A 17588-nucleotide genomic window follows, 5' to 3' on the forward strand; every position below is an offset into this window, starting at 1 on the left:
TTCTGGCGGGGAGGAAGCGATCGGGATGAAACGGCAGTCCAAGCGGCGCTTTTGGCCGCGACAGCAACTATTTGATCTATTTGCCAAAAATGGCGCGAGAGACGGGGCTCGAACCCGCGACCTCCGGCGTGACAGGCCGGCGCTCTAACCAACTGAGCTACTCCCGCGTGACACGCAATGTCTGCGGAACGAGGGGGGACTTAAAGGCCCGATCTGGTGAAGTCAAGGATGTTGCATCCACAGCTCAAACCAGCGGATTCCACTGCTGGCACACACGAACGCGGCCCTCGGTAACGCCGGGGGCGTAGTCAGTCCGGTCCCGAATCGTCTACGCCTCCGGGAACTTGCGGGTCAGGGGCCATCTCCCTTCTGGACGACCTGCAAGATCGAGGAGGCCAGACATGGCTAAGAAGGATCCGGCTAAGAAGGATTCGGCGAAGAAGGCGGCCGCGCCCGCCACGATCACGCTCAAGCACCTCGCCGCCGACATTGCCGAGCGCCAGGATGTCTCCAAAAAGCATGCCGAGGCCGTGCTGACCGACATGGTCGATCTGATCACCAAGCACCTCAAGAAGGGCGACCGGGTCCGCATCGTCGGCCTCGGCATCCTCCAGGTCCGCAAGCGCGCCGCCCGCACCGGCCGTAATCCTTCCACCGGCGAAGCGATCCACATCAAGGCCACCAGGAAGGTCGCGTTCCGCCCGGTGAAGGAACTGAAGGAAGCGATCTGAGGCCGCTAAAGCCCGCCCCCGAGCCCGTTGCGGCCGCATCACGGCCCGCTTTTCTGATATACCGCCAGCTTCAAGAACACCCGGCGGTTTGACCAGAATGTCCTCCCTCTCCTTTTCGCATACCGTGACCGAGCGCTTCCTGCGCTACGTCACCATCGACACCCAGTCCGATCCGGCATCCCCCAGCTCGCCGTCGACCGAGAAGCAGAAGGATCTCGGCCGCGTGCTCGCTGCCGAGCTGAAGGCCATGGGCGTTGTGGACGCGCATCTCGACGATTACGGCTACGTCTACGGAACGATCCCGGCCAACACCGACAAGAAGGTGCCGGTGATCTGCTTCTGCTCGCACATGGACACCTCGCCCGACGTCACCGGCAAGGACGTCAAGCCGCAAATCGTGAAGAACTATCGCGGCGGCGACATCGTCCTGCCCGGCGACACCAGCCAGGTGATCCGCTTCAATGAGCACCCTGCGCTGAAGAACCAGATCGGCAACGACATCATCACCACCGACGGCACGACGCTATTAGGCGCCGACAACAAGGCCGGCATCGCCGAGATCATGGATGCCGCGCATTTCTTCATCAACAATCCCGACGTGAAGCACGGCACCATCAAGATCCTGTTCACGCCGGACGAGGAGATCGGCCGCGGCGTCGACAATGTCGACCTGAACAAGCTGGGTGCCGATTTCGGCTACACCATGGACGGCGAGAGCGCCGGCTGCGTCGAGGACGAGACCTTCTCGGCCGACGGCGCCACCATCACCATCAACGGCGTCAGCGCCCATCCCGGCTACGCCAAGGGCAAAATGGAGCACGCCATCAAGATCGCCGCGGCCATCGTCGAGCGTCTGCCGAAGGAGGGCTGCTCGCCCGAGACCACCTCGGGCAAGCAGGGTTTTCTGCATCCGATCGGCATCGACGGCGCGCTCGAACAGGCGACGCTCTCCTTCATCGTCCGCGATTTCACCGAGGAAGGGCTGAAGGAGAAGGAGGCGCTGCTCGAGGGCATCGTCAAGGACGTGATGAAGGACTACCCGCGCTCGACCTACACGTTCGAGGTCGAGGAGCAGTACCGCAACATGAAGCAGGTGATCGATCGTCACCCGCACGTGCTCGAATACGCCATCGAGGCGATCCGCCGCGCCGGCCTGCGCCCGATGCGCACCGCGATCCGCGGCGGCACCGACGGCTCGCGCCTGTCCTTCATGGGCCTGCCCTGCCCCAACATCTTTGCCGGCGAGCACGCGTTCCATTCGCGGCTCGAATGGGTCAGCCGGCAGGACATGGAGAAGGCGGTGCAGACCATCGTACATCTGGCGATGATCTGGGAAGAGAAGGCCTGACGCTTCCTGAAGACGTCGAATATGGCCGGGCTTGCGCCCGGCCATTTCCATTTGGTTGAGGGGCCTACGGCACCGGCATTGCGCGCGGGTTGCGGTGGAAGCGGTTGGCGCTCGCCATCCAGTTCGGCAACGGCTCTCCATCGCGATGGCGTCCGCCGGCAACCGCCGCGGCCCAGGCCACTGCGGCGCCGATCAGGGTCGCGGCTGCGACCGAGAACGCCACGATGATCGAGTTGCGCCGCGCGCGGTTGATCGCCGTCTTCGCGTCTGCGATCAGGGCGTCAACGCGCTTTTCGGCGTCGGGGGCCGCCAGTCCCGTGACCGCGGCGACCTGCTGCACGAGGTACGTCCGGTCATCGGCGGCGACGCCGCTGTGGCTGGACGACGTCATCAGGATACGTCCGGCTTCGGCGCGCGCTTCCCTTAGGTCGGTGTTCGGAGCGCGGCGCGGCGCGCGGAACAGCTTGTCGAGCTCATAGCTCAACAGGGGCTCGGCGGCCGAGGTGTTGCTCGCCGAGCTGCGCATCGGGGAACGGTCGATCGCGGCAGCGCCGAGAAGGGCCAGCAGCGCGGCGCCGGCCAGGACTGCCAGCGCCCAGGCGGTCAACCCGTGAAGCCCGTCCCGCCGCTCGCCGTCATCCTCGATCGTTGCGAGCGCGGGCTCGGACCGGGTGGTCCGGCCGGCGACGTAACCGCCAAATCCAAAACTGACGATCGCCTGGATGATCAGATAGAGCCCGGAGAGTAGCGCCAGCGCCGCCGACGCATCGCGCCAGCTCGGCGAGGCCGAACTGACACCGAGGCCGACCGCGACACCAAAACCGATCAGGATGAACGACATTGCACTCGCAGCAAGCGCGCCCGCGAACACCGAGCTCCACTGGATGGTTCGAGGCGCCTCAACTGCCAAGCCGCCTTCCATGACCTCTTCCCGCATCAGAGTCTCGACCGTCATCGCGGCGCTCTCAGCGCAGGCCGAAGAACGACAGGATCGCCATGATGACGACGATCAAGCCGATCAGATAAATCAGTCCGTCCATTGTCCGTCCTCCTCAGTTTCTTCTCTCGCTAATCGCGAGGTATGAGGAACGTTCCAAATTGGACAGATCGTATGGAACGAACTTGGAGGATGCGGGTTGTCTGTCCAAGTCCTAGGGATAGAGATTGTGAGCACATGAGGCCTCAGCCGGCTCGTCCGGCTGGGGCCTTTCCGCGTTGCGGCCGGCAGGTTTCCTCCTGTCGTATGTTAACGACGCCGGATCCGGTATCATCAATGATGCGATCGGGGCGGAACCTCCGGATCAGGAGAGGCGCGTGGACCGCAGAACGGCGTGCCTGCATCAGGCGAATGCATTCCGGGAGAAGGCCCTCGCCGACCCCGAGCACCACGACCAATGGATCGACGAAGCCATCAAATGGCTGGAACGGGCGATGGAAGCGAGCTCTCGGGCGGTCATCACCATGGAAGGTGACGATGGCAGCGACGCTCCGGCCCCCGCGTTCGAAACCATGGCGCCGCATCGGCACGTCATTATCCGCCAGTGAGAGGCGCTGGCAGTGCATGCACTGCTGCGGCAATTGTTCCAGGGACGTAACAATGTTGCGGGTCGACACTGTTCCCGCACCCATGCTAGGCCGGGCACAGACTGCAACCAGAGTGAACTCGTGCTCGCAAACCGTCAGCCCTCAGGATCCCGCCGCTCGCGTTTTCCGCGCGGGCTGCTGTCCGTGCTGATCGCGGCGGTCTATCTGCTCGCGGGCGCTCTGCACGGCGCGCACGACATCGACGTCACCACGCCCCGCGGCGGTTCGGAGATCGCCGCGGTCCTCGATGGCGCTACCGGCCATGACGACCACAAGACCATCGGCGGACATCATTGCCACGGCTGCTTTTCGCTGACCGTGGCACAGCCGGCACCATCGACCGCGGCGATCGCGCTCGTGTCGGCACCGAGCCCGCAACAGGCCCCCCGCCTCGCCGGAATTGTGCCCGATACCGACTCTCCCCCTCCCAGACCTATTGCCTGAACGGATTGGTCGGGCGCGGCGCGCCCATTAGGTTCATCCTTCACAGGTCGATTTTATGTTTTGCAGGGGAATGGCCGCGCGCCTCGCGTGCGCGGCAGCGTGGCTGATTGCAGCATCGGCGCTTGCACCGGCTCACGCCCAGACTTTAACGATGCGAAGCGCGCTGTCGCGCGCGCTGGCGGCGAGCCCGCGCCTGACGGCAGCCGAGCGCGACGTCGGCATCGCCACCGGCCAGCATATCCAGGCGGGCGCCCTGCTCAATCCGGAACTGTCCTACGAACAGGACGATTCATTCGGCTCCGGCAGATATCGCGGAACGCGCTCGGCGGAGACCACGCTCCAGATCAGCCAGGCCTTCGAGCTGTTCGGCAAGCGCGAGGCGCGGATTGCCGCAGGCGCAGCCGGCGTCGAGGTCGCCGCGATCCAGCGCAAGGCGATCAGGCTGGAGGTGCTGTCGGAGACCGCGATCGCCTTTCTCAGCGTGCTCGGCGCGCAGCGGCGCATCCAGATCCTCGACGAGCAGATCGCCGCGATCGACCGCCTGACGCCGCTTCTGCGCCGCCGTGTCGAGGCCGGTGCCTCCTCGCCGGCCGAGACCGGCCGCGCCGAGGTCGCCTCCGCCCTGGTGAAGGCGGACCGCGAGCGCTTCAAGGCGACGCTGGCGAGCGCTCGGCGCGAGCTTGCGGTGCTGATGGGCGATCCCGCCGCCAAATTCGGCGAGGTGTCCGGTCGGCTCGACACCACCGGGCGGCCGCCGGCGTTCCAGGCCGTGGTTGCCGCCATCGACGCCAATCCGCAGCTGGTGCGCTGGACCGCAGTCTACGCCCAGCGTAATGCCGAGCTGCTACTGGCGCGGCTCAGGCCCTATCCGGACGTGCGGATCGCGGCCGGCTGGCGCCACTTCAACGAAACGGGCGACGATGCGGCGCGGCTGACCGTCTCCGTGCCGATCCCCGTCTTCGACCAGAACCAGGGTAACATCCTCTCGGCCCAGGAAAGCCTCGCCAAGACCAAAGCCGAGCGCGAGGCCAACCGCAACGCGCTGATCGTGATCGCCGGCCGCGCCTATGACTCGCTGCAGGGATCGCTGCGCGAGCTCGCGGTGCTGCGCGAGACCGCAATTCCCAAGGCCGTCGAAGCGTCCGAGGCGATTTCGCAAGGCTATGGCCAGGGCCGCTTCACCCTGCTCGAAGTGCTCGACGCCCAGGCCAGCGTCACCCAGGCGCGGCTGCGCGAGCAGGAGGCGCTGCAGAATTTCCACGCCGGCGTGGCCATCATCGAAGGCCTTGTCGGCAATCCCTTTACGCTGGCCCGGGAGAGCGCGCGATGAAGACGTCCTCCACCATCCTTGTAGCCATCGTCGCCGCCGCGCTAGGCGCTTACGGCTATTCCCTGCTCGCAGCAGACAAGCTCGCGCACACCGAGCACGGCGAACACGCCGAGCATTCCGAACATAAGAAGCCGAACGATCGCGTCGAGCAGGACGAGCACGGCGCCGACCGCATCCGCATCTCCGACGTCAAGCTGGCGGCCGCGGGCGTCACGCTGGCGGAAGCCGCGAGCGCCACGTTGACCGACACGCTCGCCTTCAACGGCATCCTGCGCGCCAACCAGGAAGCCGTGGTGCAGGTGACGCCGCGCTTTCCGGGCCTCGCCAAATCCATCCAGAAGCGGATCGGCGACAAGGTCGGCAAGGACGACCTGCTCGCCGCGATCGAGAGCAACCAGAGCCTCACCGTCTACGAGCTGAAGGCGCCGATTGCCGGCACCATCATCGAGCGGCAGATCTCGCTCGGCGAATACGCCTCCGAGCAGAAGCCGGCCTTCGTGGTCGCCGACCTCTCCACCATCTGGGTCGACCTGTCGATCTACCGGCAGGACCTCCGCCGCGTCCGCCTCAACGACGAGGTCCTGATCGATCCCGACGACGGCCGCGGCGAGATCAAGGGCACGATCTCCTACATGGCACCGATCGGCTCGAGCGAGACCCAGACCGCGCTGGCGCGCGTGGTGCTGCCAAATCCGGACGGACGGCTGCGGCCCGGCCTGTTCGTCACGGCGCGGCTGATCCTCGCAGCGCGCAATGTCGCGGTTGCCGTGCGCCGCAGCGCGATCCAGACGCTGGAGAACAAGACCATCGTGTTCGTGCGCGAGGACGGCGACAAGATCGAGGCGCGCCCGGTCGAAACAGGCGATTCCGATCCGCGCCATGTCGAGATCAAGGCCGGGCTTTCGGCCGGCGAGCATTACGTCGCGGAGAACAGCTTCGTCGTGAAGGCGGAGATGGGCAAGGGTGAGGCCGAGCATGATTGAGCGTCTCATCGCCGTCTCGCTGCAGCAGCGCTGGCTGGTCCTCGTCCTCGCGCTCGGCGCCGTCGCCTTTGGCGCCTGGAATTTCCAGCGCCTGCCGATCGACGCCGTGCCTGATATCACCAACGTCCAGGTCCAGATCAACACCCGCGCTCCCGGCTATTCGCCGCTCGAGACCGAGCAACGCATCACCTTCCCGGTCGAGACTGCGATGGGCGGCTTGCCAAAGCTCGACTACACCCGCTCGCTGTCGCGCTACGGCCTCAGCCAGGTCACGGTCGTCTTCAAGGACGGCACCGACATCTACTTCGCCCGGCAGCTCGTCGGCGAGCGCATCCAGCAGGTGAAAGACCAGCTGCCGGCGGGTGTCGAGGTCGCGATGAGTCCCATCTCGACCGGCCTCGGCGAAATCTTCATGTACACCGTCGAGGCCAAGGCGGGCGCGAAGACGCAGGGCGACCGCGACTATTCGCTGACCGACTTGCGCACCGCGCAGGACTGGATCATCCGACCGCAGCTTCGCAACGTGCCGGGCGTGATCGAAGTCAACACGATCGGCGGCTTCGAGCGGCAATTCCACGTGCTGCCGGATCCCGGCAAGCTGATGGCCTACCGGCTCGGCTTCCGCGACGTGATGACCGCGCTCGCCGCCAACAACGCCAATGTCGGGGCCGGCTATATCGAGCGCAACGGCGAGCAATATCTGGTTCGCTCGCCGGGCCAGGTCGGCACTGTCAGCGAAATCCAGGACATCGTCATCGGCTCGCGCGGCGGCAATCCGGTCAGGATCAGGGACGTCGCTGCTGTCACCGAGGGGCGCGATTTGCGCACGGGCGCTGCGACCTGGAACGGCGAGGAGACCGTGCTCGGCACCGCCATGCTGCTGATCGGCGAGAACAGCCGTACCGTGGCCCGCCGCGTCGCAGCCCGTCTGGAGGACATCACCAAATCGCTGCCCGAGGGCGTCGTGACGCGGACCGTCTACGACCGCACCGATCTCGTCGAAGCCACCATCCGCACCGTCCGGAACAACCTGCTGGAAGGCGCGGCGCTGGTGGTCGCCGTGCTGTTCCTGATCCTCGGCAACTTCCGCGCCGCGCTGGTCACGGCCTGCGTCATTCCGCTGTCCATGGCGTTGACGATCACCGGCATGGTCGAGACCAAGGTCAGCGCCAACCTGATGAGCTTGGGGGCGATCGACTTCGGCATCATCGTCGACGGCGCCGTGATCATCGTCGAGAACTGCCTGCGCATGCTGGCGGTGGCTCAGCGCGAGAAAGGCGGGCTGCTGACGACGCCCGAACGGCTGCGCGCGATCCTGCGCGGGTCGAGCGAGGTGATCAAGCCGAGCCTGTTCGGAACGCTGATCATCGCCGTGGTCTATTTGCCCGTGCTGACGCTGACCGGCGTCGAGGGCAAGATGTTCACGCCGATGGCGCTGACGGTGCTGATGGCGCTGGGCGCGGCCGTGCTGTTCTCCATCACCTTCGTGCCGGCGGCCGTCGCCATCTTCGTCACCGGGAAGGTGTCCGAGCACGAAAACCTGTTCATGCGCGCGGCGAAGCGCGCCTACCTCCCCCTGCTCCGCTTTGCCATCGATAACCGGCTCGCCGTCGCCCTGTCCGCCGTGCTCATCGTGACCGCGAGCGGCATCGCCGCCTCGCGCATGGGCGGCGAGTTCATTCCGAGTCTCGACGAAGGCGACGTCGCGCTGGCCTCGATCCGGATTCCAGGTACCAGCCTCACGCAGTCGCTGGACCTGCAGAAGGCGCTGGAAAAGCGCATCATGCAGATTCCGGAGGTGAAGGAGTTCTTCACCCGCATCGGCACCGCGGAGATCGCCACCGACCCGATGTCGCCGGCGCAGACCGATGGCTACGTCATGCTGAAGCCGCGCGCCGAATGGCCCGATCCGGGCAAGTCGAAATCGGAGGTGGTCGAGGCCATCGAGCATGCTGCAGACGAGATTCCCGGCAGCGCCTACGAAATCTCCCAGCCGATCCAGTTCCGCGTCAACGAGCTGATCTCCGGCGTCCGCACCGATGTCGGCGTCAAGATCTTCGGCGACGATCTCGACATCCTGCAAGGCGCCGCCAAGCAGGTGGAGGCCGCGATCCGCGGCATCCGCGGCGCCAGCGACGTCAAGATCGAGCAGGTCTCCGGCTTGCCGATCCTCACCGTCCGCCTCGATCGCCAGGCGCTTGCCCGCTACGGCCTCAGCGTCGCCGAGGTGCAGGGCATCGTCGAGATCGCGGTCGGCGGCAAGTCGGCCGGCAAGCTGTTCGAAGGCGATCGCCGCTTCGACATCGTGGTGCGCCTGCCGGAGCACCTGCGCGGCAATCTCGAGGCGATCCGGGCGATCCCGATCCCGCTGCCGCCCGCCGAGGAGGCGGCAACCGGCAGCGCCGTTCGAACGGCGCTGGCCAGCTCGCCCCTCGCCCAGATGCGCTACGTGCCGTTGTCGTCGGTCGCCACCGTCGATGCGACGCCGGGGCCGAACCAGATCAGCCGCGAGAACGGCAAGCGGCGCATCGTCGTCACGGCCAATGTCCGTGCGCGCGACCTCGGCTCTTTCGTCGCGGAGGCCGAGGCGGCCGTTGCCGAGAAAGTCAAGCTGCCGCCGGGTTACTGGATCGGCTGGGGCGGCCAGTTCGAGCAGTTGGTCTCGGCCACCAAGCGGCTGACGATCGTGGTTCCGGTGGCGCTGCTCTTGGTGTTCCTGCTGCTGTTCATGGGCATGGGATCGGCGGCGGATGCGGCGCTGGTGTTCTCCGGCGTGCCGCTGGCGCTGACCGGCGGCGTCGCGGCGCTGCTGCTGCGCGACATTCCGCTATCCATCAGCGCCGGCGTCGGCTTCATCGCGCTATCCGGCGTTGCCGTTCTCAATGGCCTCGTCATCATCGCCTTCATCGAGCGTCTGCGCAGCGAGGGACGCTCGGTCGCGGAGGCCGTGCGCGAAGGCGCGCTGACACGGCTGCGCCCGGTGTTGATGACGGCGCTCGTCGCCTCGCTCGGCTTCGTGCCGATGGCGCTCGCCACCGGCGCCGGGGCCGAGGTGCAGCGGCCGCTCGCAACCGTGGTGATCGGCGGCATTCTCTCCTCGACCGTCCTGACGCTGCTGGTGCTGCCGGCGCTCTACGTGCTGTTCCGCCGTGACGTGGCGAAGGAAACGCCTACAATGGCCCCTGATTTGGCGGCGTCTGCGGAGCGCTAGATTTGGGCAGCCACGACCACCACGGTCATCACGACCATGATCATGCGGGCCACTCGCATGCGCATGGCCATACACACGATCATGGTCATGGACACGGCCATGTCCATGCACCCGCCAATTTCGGCAAGGCGTTCGCGCTCGGCATTACGCTCAACATCGCGCTCGTCGTCGCCGAGGCGGTTTACGGCTATGTCGGCAACTCCACCGCCCTGCTCGCCGATGCCGGCCATAACCTGTCGGACGTGCTCGGCCTCGTCATCGCCTGGGGCGCCTCGATCGCAGCCCGCCGCGCGCCCAAAGGCCGCTTCACCTACGGCTTTCGCGCCTCCACCATCCTGGCGGCGCTGGCCAATGCGGTGTTCCTGCTGGTCGCGACCGGCGCGATCGGCTGGGAGGCGATCCTGCGCCTGCGCGAGCCGGAGCCGGTCGCAGGCGTCACCGTGATGGTGGTCGCCGGCATCGGCATCCTCATCAACGGTTTCACCGCCCTGCTGTTCGCTGGCGGACGCAAGGACGACATCAACATCGAAGGCGCGTATCTGCACATGGCCGCCGACGCCGCGGTCTCGCTCGGCGTCGTGGTCTCGGCCGCGCTGATCATCTGGACCGGCTGGCTCTGGCTCGATCCCATCACCAGCCTCATCATCTGCGCCACCATCCTCTGGAGCACGACCAGCCTCTTGCGCGGCTCCATCGACATGTCGATGGCGGCCGCGCCCAAGGGTACCGACCTCGCCGCAATCAGGGTGTTCCTGCTGGCGCGACCGGGTGTGTCGGGGATTCACGATCTCCACGTCTGGCCGATCTCGACCACCGAGACGGCGCTGACCTGCCATCTCGTGATGCCCGCAGGCAGCGACGACGCATTCCTGATGCAGACGACGGAGCTCCTCAAGACATCCTTCCGCATCGGCCACACCACGCTCCAGGTCGAGACGCATCCCGACAACGGCTGCGCGCTCGCGCCGGATGATGTGGTGTGAGGCGACTCTGCCTCCGCATCGTCATTGCGAGGAGCCGTTGCGACGAAGCAATCTAGATTGTCTCCGCGGAGGGATTCTGGATTGCTTCGCTTCGCTCGCAATGACGGTGGAGAGCGCTGCGCCCTACCCCGCCTTCGCCGTCACGATCCAGATCGCGCCCTGGAGCGCCACGCTCTGCTCCTTCAGGAACGGCGCGAGCGCCTCGCGGATCGAAGCCTTGGCAGCTTCATAAGTCTCGGGCGGATGGCCCTGGAGTGCACGGCTGGCGGGACCGATCTGGAGCGAGCCGTCGACGGCGGCCTCGAGCCCGCCGCCGATAGCAATGTCCATCGCCAGATTGTGCGGCTCCATCGCGACGTCCGCGAATCCTGCGCCTTTCAGGATGCGCATGACGCGCTCTTCCGAAGCAAAGGCGAACGGGCCCGGCTCCTCCGGCCCAACCGGCGGCATCTTGGGCACGTGCTTGTAGACCGCCATCAGCGGCGCCATCGCCCACGGATTTTCCTTCGGCTCCCGCCAGCAGGCGAAGGCGAGCCGGCCGGCCGGCTTCAGCGCGCGACGCAGATTGGCGAAGGACGCGATCGGATCGGCAAAGAACATCACGCCGAAGCGTGAAGCGAGCAGATCGAAGCTCGCCGGTTCGAACGGATAAACGGTCGCATCCGCCAGCACGAAGTCGAGCGGCAGGCCCTTCGGCGCGAGCGCCCGCGCCTGCGCCAGCATCGGCTCGGAGACGTCGAGGCCGAGCGCGAAGCCATCGGGCGCCACCGCCTTTGCGAAGGCAAACGTCGTCGCGCCGGAGCCACAGCCGACATCCAGAACGCGCTCGCCCGGCTTCGGCTTGGCGCGGTCGATCAACACGTCGGCAATAGGGCCGAGCAGCTTCTCCTGCGCCGCGTGGCGATCGGCCCAGCGCTGCCCGCTCGGCCCGTTCCAATAGGCGATCTGGTCAGCGTTCTCTGCGTGCCCGGCGGGTCGTTCCATTCAAGGCTCCATCATCTATTCTTGCTCTATCATAGAAGCTTGTTCGGTCGAAAAGCGGGCGCCCTAACGTCAGGCACGTGTGAGAGCGCCTTGGAGGTCGCGCGACGGATTGCCGCGTCGGCGCGTACCGGCCCGTCCGGGCCGCGTCCGATCAGAGACTGACTTTCGGAAAGCTGTCGATGTCCGCAGCCCTGGACTGCACGCGTCGAACGTCAGAACCCTCTGCTAGCAAAGAGGTTCTGCTGGACGCCATCCGGTCCCTTCGAAGGGCCAAGGCTCGCACCCTCTGCTCCCACGAGACCGACACCAGAAACGCGGTGTCGCGAAAAGCCCGGCTCGCGGCTGGATATGCACAGGCGAGCCGCACACTTTCCGCGATTGTAGCCTTCCTGCAATAGCATTCTGAATCAAACTTCGTATGTTTGTCCGAGGAGTCGATTGTGGCTTGGCGAGGGGTCGCTTGGCCGCGGTCTGGTGGAATGGGAATGTTTGGAATGAAGCAGGTTGCGCCCGCTCTCGTGGCATTGGTGACGTTTTCCGGATCAGCATTGGCAGCCGACCTTCCGCGCAAATACGCCAAGCCACCGGCTGTCGCCGCAGCTTTCGTCAACTGGACCGGCTGCTATGTCGCGGGCGGCGGCGGCTACGGCATGTGGAATCAGGAAAATTCGACTTTTGTCGACGGTCCGCCCCGCTTTCAGAATGCCGATACGATCACCACCGGTGGCCGCGGGTACTTCGGGACGGTACAGGCGGGATGCGACTATCAGTTTGCGGCGGCCAGCGAGCGCTTCGTGATCGGCGCCTTCGGTGATTATGATTTCGCCAGTCTAACCGGGCGGCTCACTCCCTCCGGCTTCTCGATGGTTGGCGACGAGAAAATGAGCTCGGCCTGGGCGGTCGGCGGCCGGCTCGGCTGGCTGGCGACGCCTAGCCTGCTGACCTATGTCTCGGCGGGTTACACCGAAGCGACTTTCGACCGCACGAACTTCAATCTGAACTTTCCGCCCTTCGGAGTTGCGGCCGGCCTCTATCAGGACAAGCGAACCTACGATGGCTGGTTCATCGGCTCCGGCGCCGAATATGCGCTGGGCTTCCTGCCGGGTCTCTTCTGGAAAACGGAATACCGCTTCTCCGACTTCAATGTCGGCACAAATCCGATCCGGGATACGGCGAGCGGATTGCCGATCGGCTTTTCCGAGGATTCGAAGAAGTACGTCCACACTGTCCGCAGCGAGTTGGTCTACCGCTTCAATTCGAGCGGCCCCGCCGCCGATGTGACGTCCCCTGCCTATCTGAAGGCGCCTCCGGCCCCCACGCCGCTCACGAATTGGACCGGCTGCCACGTCGGCGGCGGCGGAGGCTATGGGCTCTGGAATCAGGACAGCACGACCTACATCGATGGGCCCACCAGAACCCGCTTCAGCGATACAGCAACAACCGGAGGCCGCGGCTTCTTCGGGACTGTGCAGGGCGGCTGCGACTACCAGTTTGCGGCAGCGGGCGCGGCCTTCGTCGTCGGCGCATTCGGCGACTACGATATCGGCAGCCTCAAGGGCCAGCTCAGCCCGCCTCGCTTCGGGATCGTGGGTGAAGAGAAGATGAGCTCGGCCTGGGCGGGCGGCGGCCGGCTCGGCTGGCTGGCGACCCCGAGCCTCCTGACCTATTTCTCAGTCGGCTATACCGAAGCCAGCTTTGACCGTACCGATTTCACCCTCAACGCTGCGCCGTTCGGAAGACCAAGCGGCGTGTTCATGGACAAGCGTACCTACAGGGGCTGGTTCATCGGCGCCGGCGAAGAACACGCGCTGAAGATCGTGCCGGGCTTGTTCTGGAAGACCGAATATCGGTTCTCTGAATTCGACACCGCAACGAACGCCGTCCGCGACACGGCAACGGGTCTGTCCGTTGGAGCGTCGATCGATTCCGAGAAATGGGTTCATGCCGTTCGCAGCCAGCTGGTCTATCGCTTCAACTGGGGCGGCGGCCCCGTCGTGGCGAAGTACTGATCACCCCACTGCTGGTCGTCGCTAAGGCAAAGCTCCGGTTCGTCCGGGGCTTTTGCTTTCTGCATTCGGTCAATATGAAAGTCTGGAACAGAGTTGCGCTTTGGGCTCCGGACCCGACGCAAGCGTCTCATCCGCGCGCATTGCGGCCGCATTGTTTCACCGAACGGCCACATCGGAATCAGATGCCAACCAGATTTCCGCGCTAGGTTCGCGCTTCCTCAAACTGGAAAAGGCATGACCATGCGCAGCTTCACGGCATCCGTCATCGTTGCAGCTCTCTCGCTGGGAACACCTGCCCTGGTGCAGGCACAGGGCGCATCATCGCAATCCGACACGGAGCAATCGTCGACGCAATCCAGCACGGTGATCCGGAGCATACAGGTTGTGGACGTCAAGGAACTGCAGCCGGCCGTGCGCGCGAAGGTCGATGAACTCGTGGCGCATACGAGCGAGACGGACATCCAGTCGCTTCGGCAGTCCATCGACGCCACACCGCAGGCCGCCTCCGTGCTCAAGGCCAAGGGCTTGAGCTCGGCACAAGTCGTCGCGATCAACATCGTGGACGGTGTCCTGACCATGTTCACCAAGACAGCCTGACACCCGCAGCATGATCGCTGGCTCCTCGGCCTTACGTCGAGATCGCGCTGCGAGAAAGATTGCCCTGCAGCGGACCTGCTGCAGGGTTGGCCGTGTCCGGCATGAAAGCTCTCACCGGGCCGGCAATTGCAGCCGGGTCGGGCGCGCTCGGCCCTTGCTTCGGCCCCCGCCGGGGCGCTAAAGAGGCGCCATTGGGCGGTTAGCTCAGCTGGTTAGAGCATCTCGTTTACACCGAGAGGGTCCGCGGTTCGAATCCGTGACCGCCCACCAGCCTTCGCTCGCTTCGCGAGCTACGGCTCGGCAAGCCAGCACAGCAAGGTCGTAAGCGCGAAGCGATCGAAGGTTGCCGCGCCGAAGCCCAACGGCGAAGGCGGGCTCGGCCAGCCAACTTCAATCCTGCGGCCGCCCCGGCAGCAGCGGCACGGCGTCGATCCACACCGCTGCCGATTGGCACCAGATCTGCCTCACCGGCCGCAGCGCATGGCGCTGGCGGATCGAGCCCCAGCGGATGCCCCAATCGTCGGCCTGGTCGCCCTCGCCGCTGGTGAACAGCGGGGAACCGCAATCGGCACAGAAATGCTGAAAGCGCATCCGGCCGTTGTCGCCGCGCTTGCCGTAGATTTTGGGCGAGCCACGGGTCAGGCGGACATCGGCCTTGGTGCAGATGGCCGTCACGCGGAACGGCGAGCCGGTCAGCGTCTGGCAATCGGTGCAGTGACAGACCGAGACTGCCTCCGGATCGACCTCGGCCTCGAACGCGACCTTCCCGCAATGGCATTGCCCATCGACGTGCATTGCCTCCTCCCCTTCCCCAAACAAAAACGGCGCCCGAAGGCGCCGTTTTATCATCATTTTCGAGCTGCGATCTCAGTGAGCGGTCAGGCCGCCGGCGGCTTCATCGCCGTCCGGCTTTACCGTCACCTTGGTGTCCTCTTCCCAGACGATCGGCGTAGGCTTCTTCACCAGCGCCTTGGCGACGACGTCATCGAGGCGCGAGACCGGGATGATCTCCATGCCGCCCTTGATCGCATCGGAAATCTCCGTGAGATCCTTGGCGTTGTCCTCGGGGATCAGCACCGTCTTGATGCCGCCGCGGGCCGCAGCCAGCAGCTTCTCCTTGAGGCCGCCGATCGGCAGCACGCGGCCGCGCAGCGTGATCTCGCCGGTCATCGCGACATCATGGCGGACCGGGATGCCGGTCATGACCGAGATGATCGCGGTGGCCATCGCAACACCTGCGGACGGGCCATCCTTCGGCGTCGCCCCTTCCGGCACGTGCACGTGGATGTCGCGCTTGTCGAACAGCGGCGGCTCGACGCCGTAGTTGATCGCTCGCGAGCGGACGTAGGACGCCGCCGCGGAGATCGACTCCTTCATGACGTCGCGCAGATTGCCCGTGACCGTCATCTTGCCCTTGCCGGGCATCATGACGCCTTCGATCGTCAGCAGCTCGCCGCCGACATCGGTCCAGGCAAGGCCGGTGACGATACCGACCTGCGGCTCGCTCTCGATCTCGCCGAAGCGGTACTTCGGCACGCCGAGCAACTCTTCCAGAGTCTTCTCGGTGACCTTGACCGACTTCTTCTTGGAGATCATCAGCTCCTTCACCGCCTTGCGGGCCAGTGTAGAGAGCTCACGCTCCAGGTTACGCACGCCCGCTTCGCGGGTGTAGCGGCGGATCAGAAGCAGCAGCGCCTCGTCGTCGATCGAGAACTCCTTGGAGTCCAGGCCATGCTTGGACACCGCGTTCGGGATCAGGTGCTTGCGCGAGATCTCGACCTTCTCGTTCTCGGTGTAGCCCGCGATCCGGATGATCTCCATGCGGTCCATCAGGGGCCCCGGAATATTGAGCGTATTCGCGGTGGTGATGAACATTACGTTGGACAGATCGTAGTCGACCTCGAGATAGTGGTCGTTGAAGGTCCCGTTCTGCTCGGGGTCGAGAACCTCGAGCAGCGCCGAGGACGGATCGCCGCGGAAATCGGCGCCCATCTTGTCGATCTCGTCCAAGAGGAACAGCGGATTGGACGACTTCGCCTTGCGCATCGACTGGATGATCTTGCCGGGCATCGAGCCGATATAGGTGCGGCGGTGACCGCGGATCTCGGCCTCGTCGCGCACGCCGCCGAGCGAGACGCGCACGAACTCGCGCCCCGTCGCCTTCGCGATCGACTTGCCGAGCGAGGTCTTGCCGACGCCGGGAGGCCCGACCAGGCACAGGATCGGCCCCGTCAGCTTGTTGGCGCGCGACTGCACCGCGAGGTACTCGACGATACGCTCCTTGACCTTCTCCAGCCCATAGTGATCGGAGTCCAGGATGGCTTGCGCCTGCTCCAGGTCCTTCTTCACCTTGGACTTCTTGTTCCACGGGATCGACAGCAGCCAATCCAGATAGTTGCGCACGACGGTCGCTTCCGCGGACATCGGCGACATCTGGCGCAGCTTCTTCAATTCATGCTGCGCCTTCTCGCGCGCTTCCTTGGAGAGCTTGGTCTTCGAGATCTTCTCTTCGAGATCGGCGAGCTCGTCGCGACCGTCGTCGTCGCCGAGTTCCTTCTGGATCGCCTTCATCTGCTCGTTGAGATAGTACTCGCGCTGGGTCTTCTCCATCTGGCGCTTGACGCGGGACCGGATGCGCTTTTCGACCTGCAGCACCGAGATCTCGCTCTCCATCAGACCCAGCACCTTCTCCAGGCGCGTGGTGACCGACAGCGTCTCCAGTATGCCCTGGCGATCTGCGATCTTGACCGCGAGATGCGAGGCGACCGTATCGGCGAGCTTGGCGAAATCGGTGATCGCCTGCACGACGCCGACGACCTCGGCCGAGATCTTCTTGTTGAGCTTCACATAGCTCTCGAAGTCGGACACGACCGAGCGCGCCAGCGCTTCCGCCTCGACCGATTTCGCGTCGGTGTCCGCAAGCGCGACGGCGGTCGCCTCATAATAGTCGGCGCGGTCGGTGTACTTCGCCACGCGCGCACGCTCGAGCCCTTCGACCAGCACCTTCACGGTGCCATCGGGAAGCTTCAGGAGCTGCAGCACGCTGGCAAGCGTACCGGTCTCGTAAATCGCATCAGGCGCCGGATCATCGTCGGACGCGTTCTTCTGCGTCGCGAGCATGATCAGCGCGTCGTTCTTCATCACCTCTTCGAGTGCGCGGATCGACTTCTCGCGACCGACGAAGAGCGGAACGATCATGTGCGGGAAGACGACGATGTCGCGCAGCGGCAGCACGGGATAGGCGTGTGCTTCGCCATGAACGATTGTTGGCCGGGGTTTTGGATTGGTCATGGCCTTTTCCTTTTGCTTTGCCCCCTTGCACGCAGCCCGCGATCATGCGCAACCGCCACAAGGTGCCGAGGTGATCCGCAGAACCGGTCGGTC

The 17588-nt window shown here is 65.2% G+C and carries 14 protein-coding genes and 2 tRNA genes; 11 read left to right on the top strand and 5 right to left on the bottom strand.

Translation table 11 applies throughout. The annotated features are described in order from the left end of the window. Positions 1-90: 90 nt before the first annotated feature. A tRNA-Asp gene (locus I6F36_RS01545) sits at positions 91-167 on the bottom strand. Between the two features lie 234 nt (positions 168-401). On the opposite strand from I6F36_RS01545, the gene I6F36_RS01550 reads away from it, so the two are divergent. Both I6F36_RS01550 and pepT read left to right on the top strand, forming a co-directional pair. Then, on the top strand, positions 402-731 hold the full coding sequence (locus I6F36_RS01550; RefSeq protein ID WP_036010212.1) for an HU family DNA-binding protein: 330 nt from the start codon (positions 402-404) through the stop codon (positions 729-731). A 97-nt stretch (positions 732-828) separates the two neighbouring features. Next, a complete protein-coding gene (gene pepT, locus I6F36_RS01555; RefSeq protein WP_225170932.1) occupies positions 829-2079 on the top strand; it encodes a peptidase T in 1251 nt (416 codons plus the stop codon). A gap of 64 nt (positions 2080-2143) precedes the next feature. Here the strand turns inward: pepT and I6F36_RS01560 are convergent, their stop codons facing one another. Next, the gene (locus tag I6F36_RS01560) at positions 2144-3034 is read right to left on the bottom strand and encodes a hypothetical protein (RefSeq protein WP_036010217.1); all 891 of its coding nucleotides are present in this window, start codon (positions 3032-3034) and stop codon (positions 2144-2146) included. Between the two features lie 359 nt (positions 3035-3393). On the opposite strand from I6F36_RS01560, the gene I6F36_RS01565 reads away from it, so the two are divergent. The 6 genes from I6F36_RS01565 (at position 3394) to I6F36_RS01590 (ending at position 10614) form a co-directional block, all read left to right on the top strand. After that, positions 3394-3624: a hypothetical protein gene (locus I6F36_RS01565; RefSeq protein ID WP_225125158.1), complete on the top strand. Its 231-nt coding sequence runs from the start codon at positions 3394-3396 to the stop codon at positions 3622-3624. A 120-nt stretch (positions 3625-3744) separates the two neighbouring features. Beyond that, positions 3745-4107, top strand: coding sequence for a hypothetical protein (locus I6F36_RS01570; protein ID WP_225125157.1), 363 nt, complete (start codon positions 3745-3747; stop codon positions 4105-4107). 55 nt (positions 4108-4162) lie between these two features. Continuing rightward, positions 4163-5437 (top strand): divalent metal ion exporter subunit IhpA, encoded by a 1275-nt coding sequence (gene ihpA / locus I6F36_RS01575; protein ID WP_225125156.1) that lies wholly within the window; start codon positions 4163-4165, stop codon positions 5435-5437. Beyond that, positions 5434-6420: a divalent metal ion exporter adaptor subunit IhpB gene (gene ihpB / locus I6F36_RS01580; RefSeq protein ID WP_225125155.1), complete on the top strand. Its 987-nt coding sequence runs from the start codon at positions 5434-5436 to the stop codon at positions 6418-6420. Before ihpA ends, ihpB begins: the two co-directional genes overlap by 4 nt. Next, on the top strand, positions 6413-9631 hold the full coding sequence (locus I6F36_RS01585; RefSeq protein WP_225170933.1) for an efflux RND transporter permease subunit: 3219 nt from the start codon (positions 6413-6415) through the stop codon (positions 9629-9631). Before ihpB ends, I6F36_RS01585 begins: the two co-directional genes overlap by 8 nt. 2 nt (positions 9632-9633) lie before the next feature. Further along, positions 9634-10614, top strand: a complete 981-nt coding sequence (locus I6F36_RS01590; RefSeq protein ID WP_225156936.1) for a cation diffusion facilitator family transporter — start codon at positions 9634-9636, stop codon at positions 10612-10614. A gap of 123 nt (positions 10615-10737) precedes the next feature. Here the strand turns inward: I6F36_RS01590 and I6F36_RS01595 are convergent, their stop codons facing one another. Then, a complete protein-coding gene (locus I6F36_RS01595) occupies positions 10738-11598 on the bottom strand; it encodes a class I SAM-dependent methyltransferase (RefSeq protein ID WP_225125153.1) in 861 nt (286 codons plus the stop codon). Between the two features lie 494 nt (positions 11599-12092). On the opposite strand from I6F36_RS01595, the gene I6F36_RS01600 reads away from it, so the two are divergent. The 3 genes from I6F36_RS01600 (at position 12093) to I6F36_RS01610 (ending at position 14474) form a co-directional block, all read left to right on the top strand. Further along, positions 12093-13607 carry an outer membrane protein gene (locus tag I6F36_RS01600; protein WP_225156937.1) on the top strand — a complete coding sequence of 505 codons (1515 nt, stop codon included), beginning with the start codon at positions 12093-12095 and terminating at the stop codon, positions 13605-13607. 234 nt (positions 13608-13841) lie between these two features. Then, entirely contained in the window at positions 13842-14204 is a 363-nt protein-coding gene (locus I6F36_RS01605) for a hypothetical protein (RefSeq protein ID WP_225156938.1), read from the top strand. A gap of 193 nt (positions 14205-14397) precedes the next feature. After that, positions 14398-14474, top strand: a tRNA-Val gene (locus I6F36_RS01610). 120 nt (positions 14475-14594) lie between these two features. Here I6F36_RS01610 and I6F36_RS01615 read toward each other — a convergent pair. Then, positions 14595-14999 (bottom strand): GFA family protein, encoded by a 405-nt coding sequence (locus I6F36_RS01615; RefSeq protein ID WP_057029456.1) that lies wholly within the window; start codon positions 14997-14999, stop codon positions 14595-14597. Between the two features lie 72 nt (positions 15000-15071). Beyond that, a complete protein-coding gene (lon, locus tag I6F36_RS01620; RefSeq protein ID WP_036010279.1) occupies positions 15072-17495 on the bottom strand; it encodes an endopeptidase La in 2424 nt (807 codons plus the stop codon). Between the last annotated feature and the right edge of the window lie 93 nt (positions 17496-17588).

The sequence above is a fragment of the Bradyrhizobium sp. BRP19 genome (genome assembly GCF_020194195.1).
Taxonomy (GTDB): domain Bacteria; phylum Pseudomonadota; class Alphaproteobacteria; order Rhizobiales; family Xanthobacteraceae; genus Bradyrhizobium; species Bradyrhizobium yuanmingense.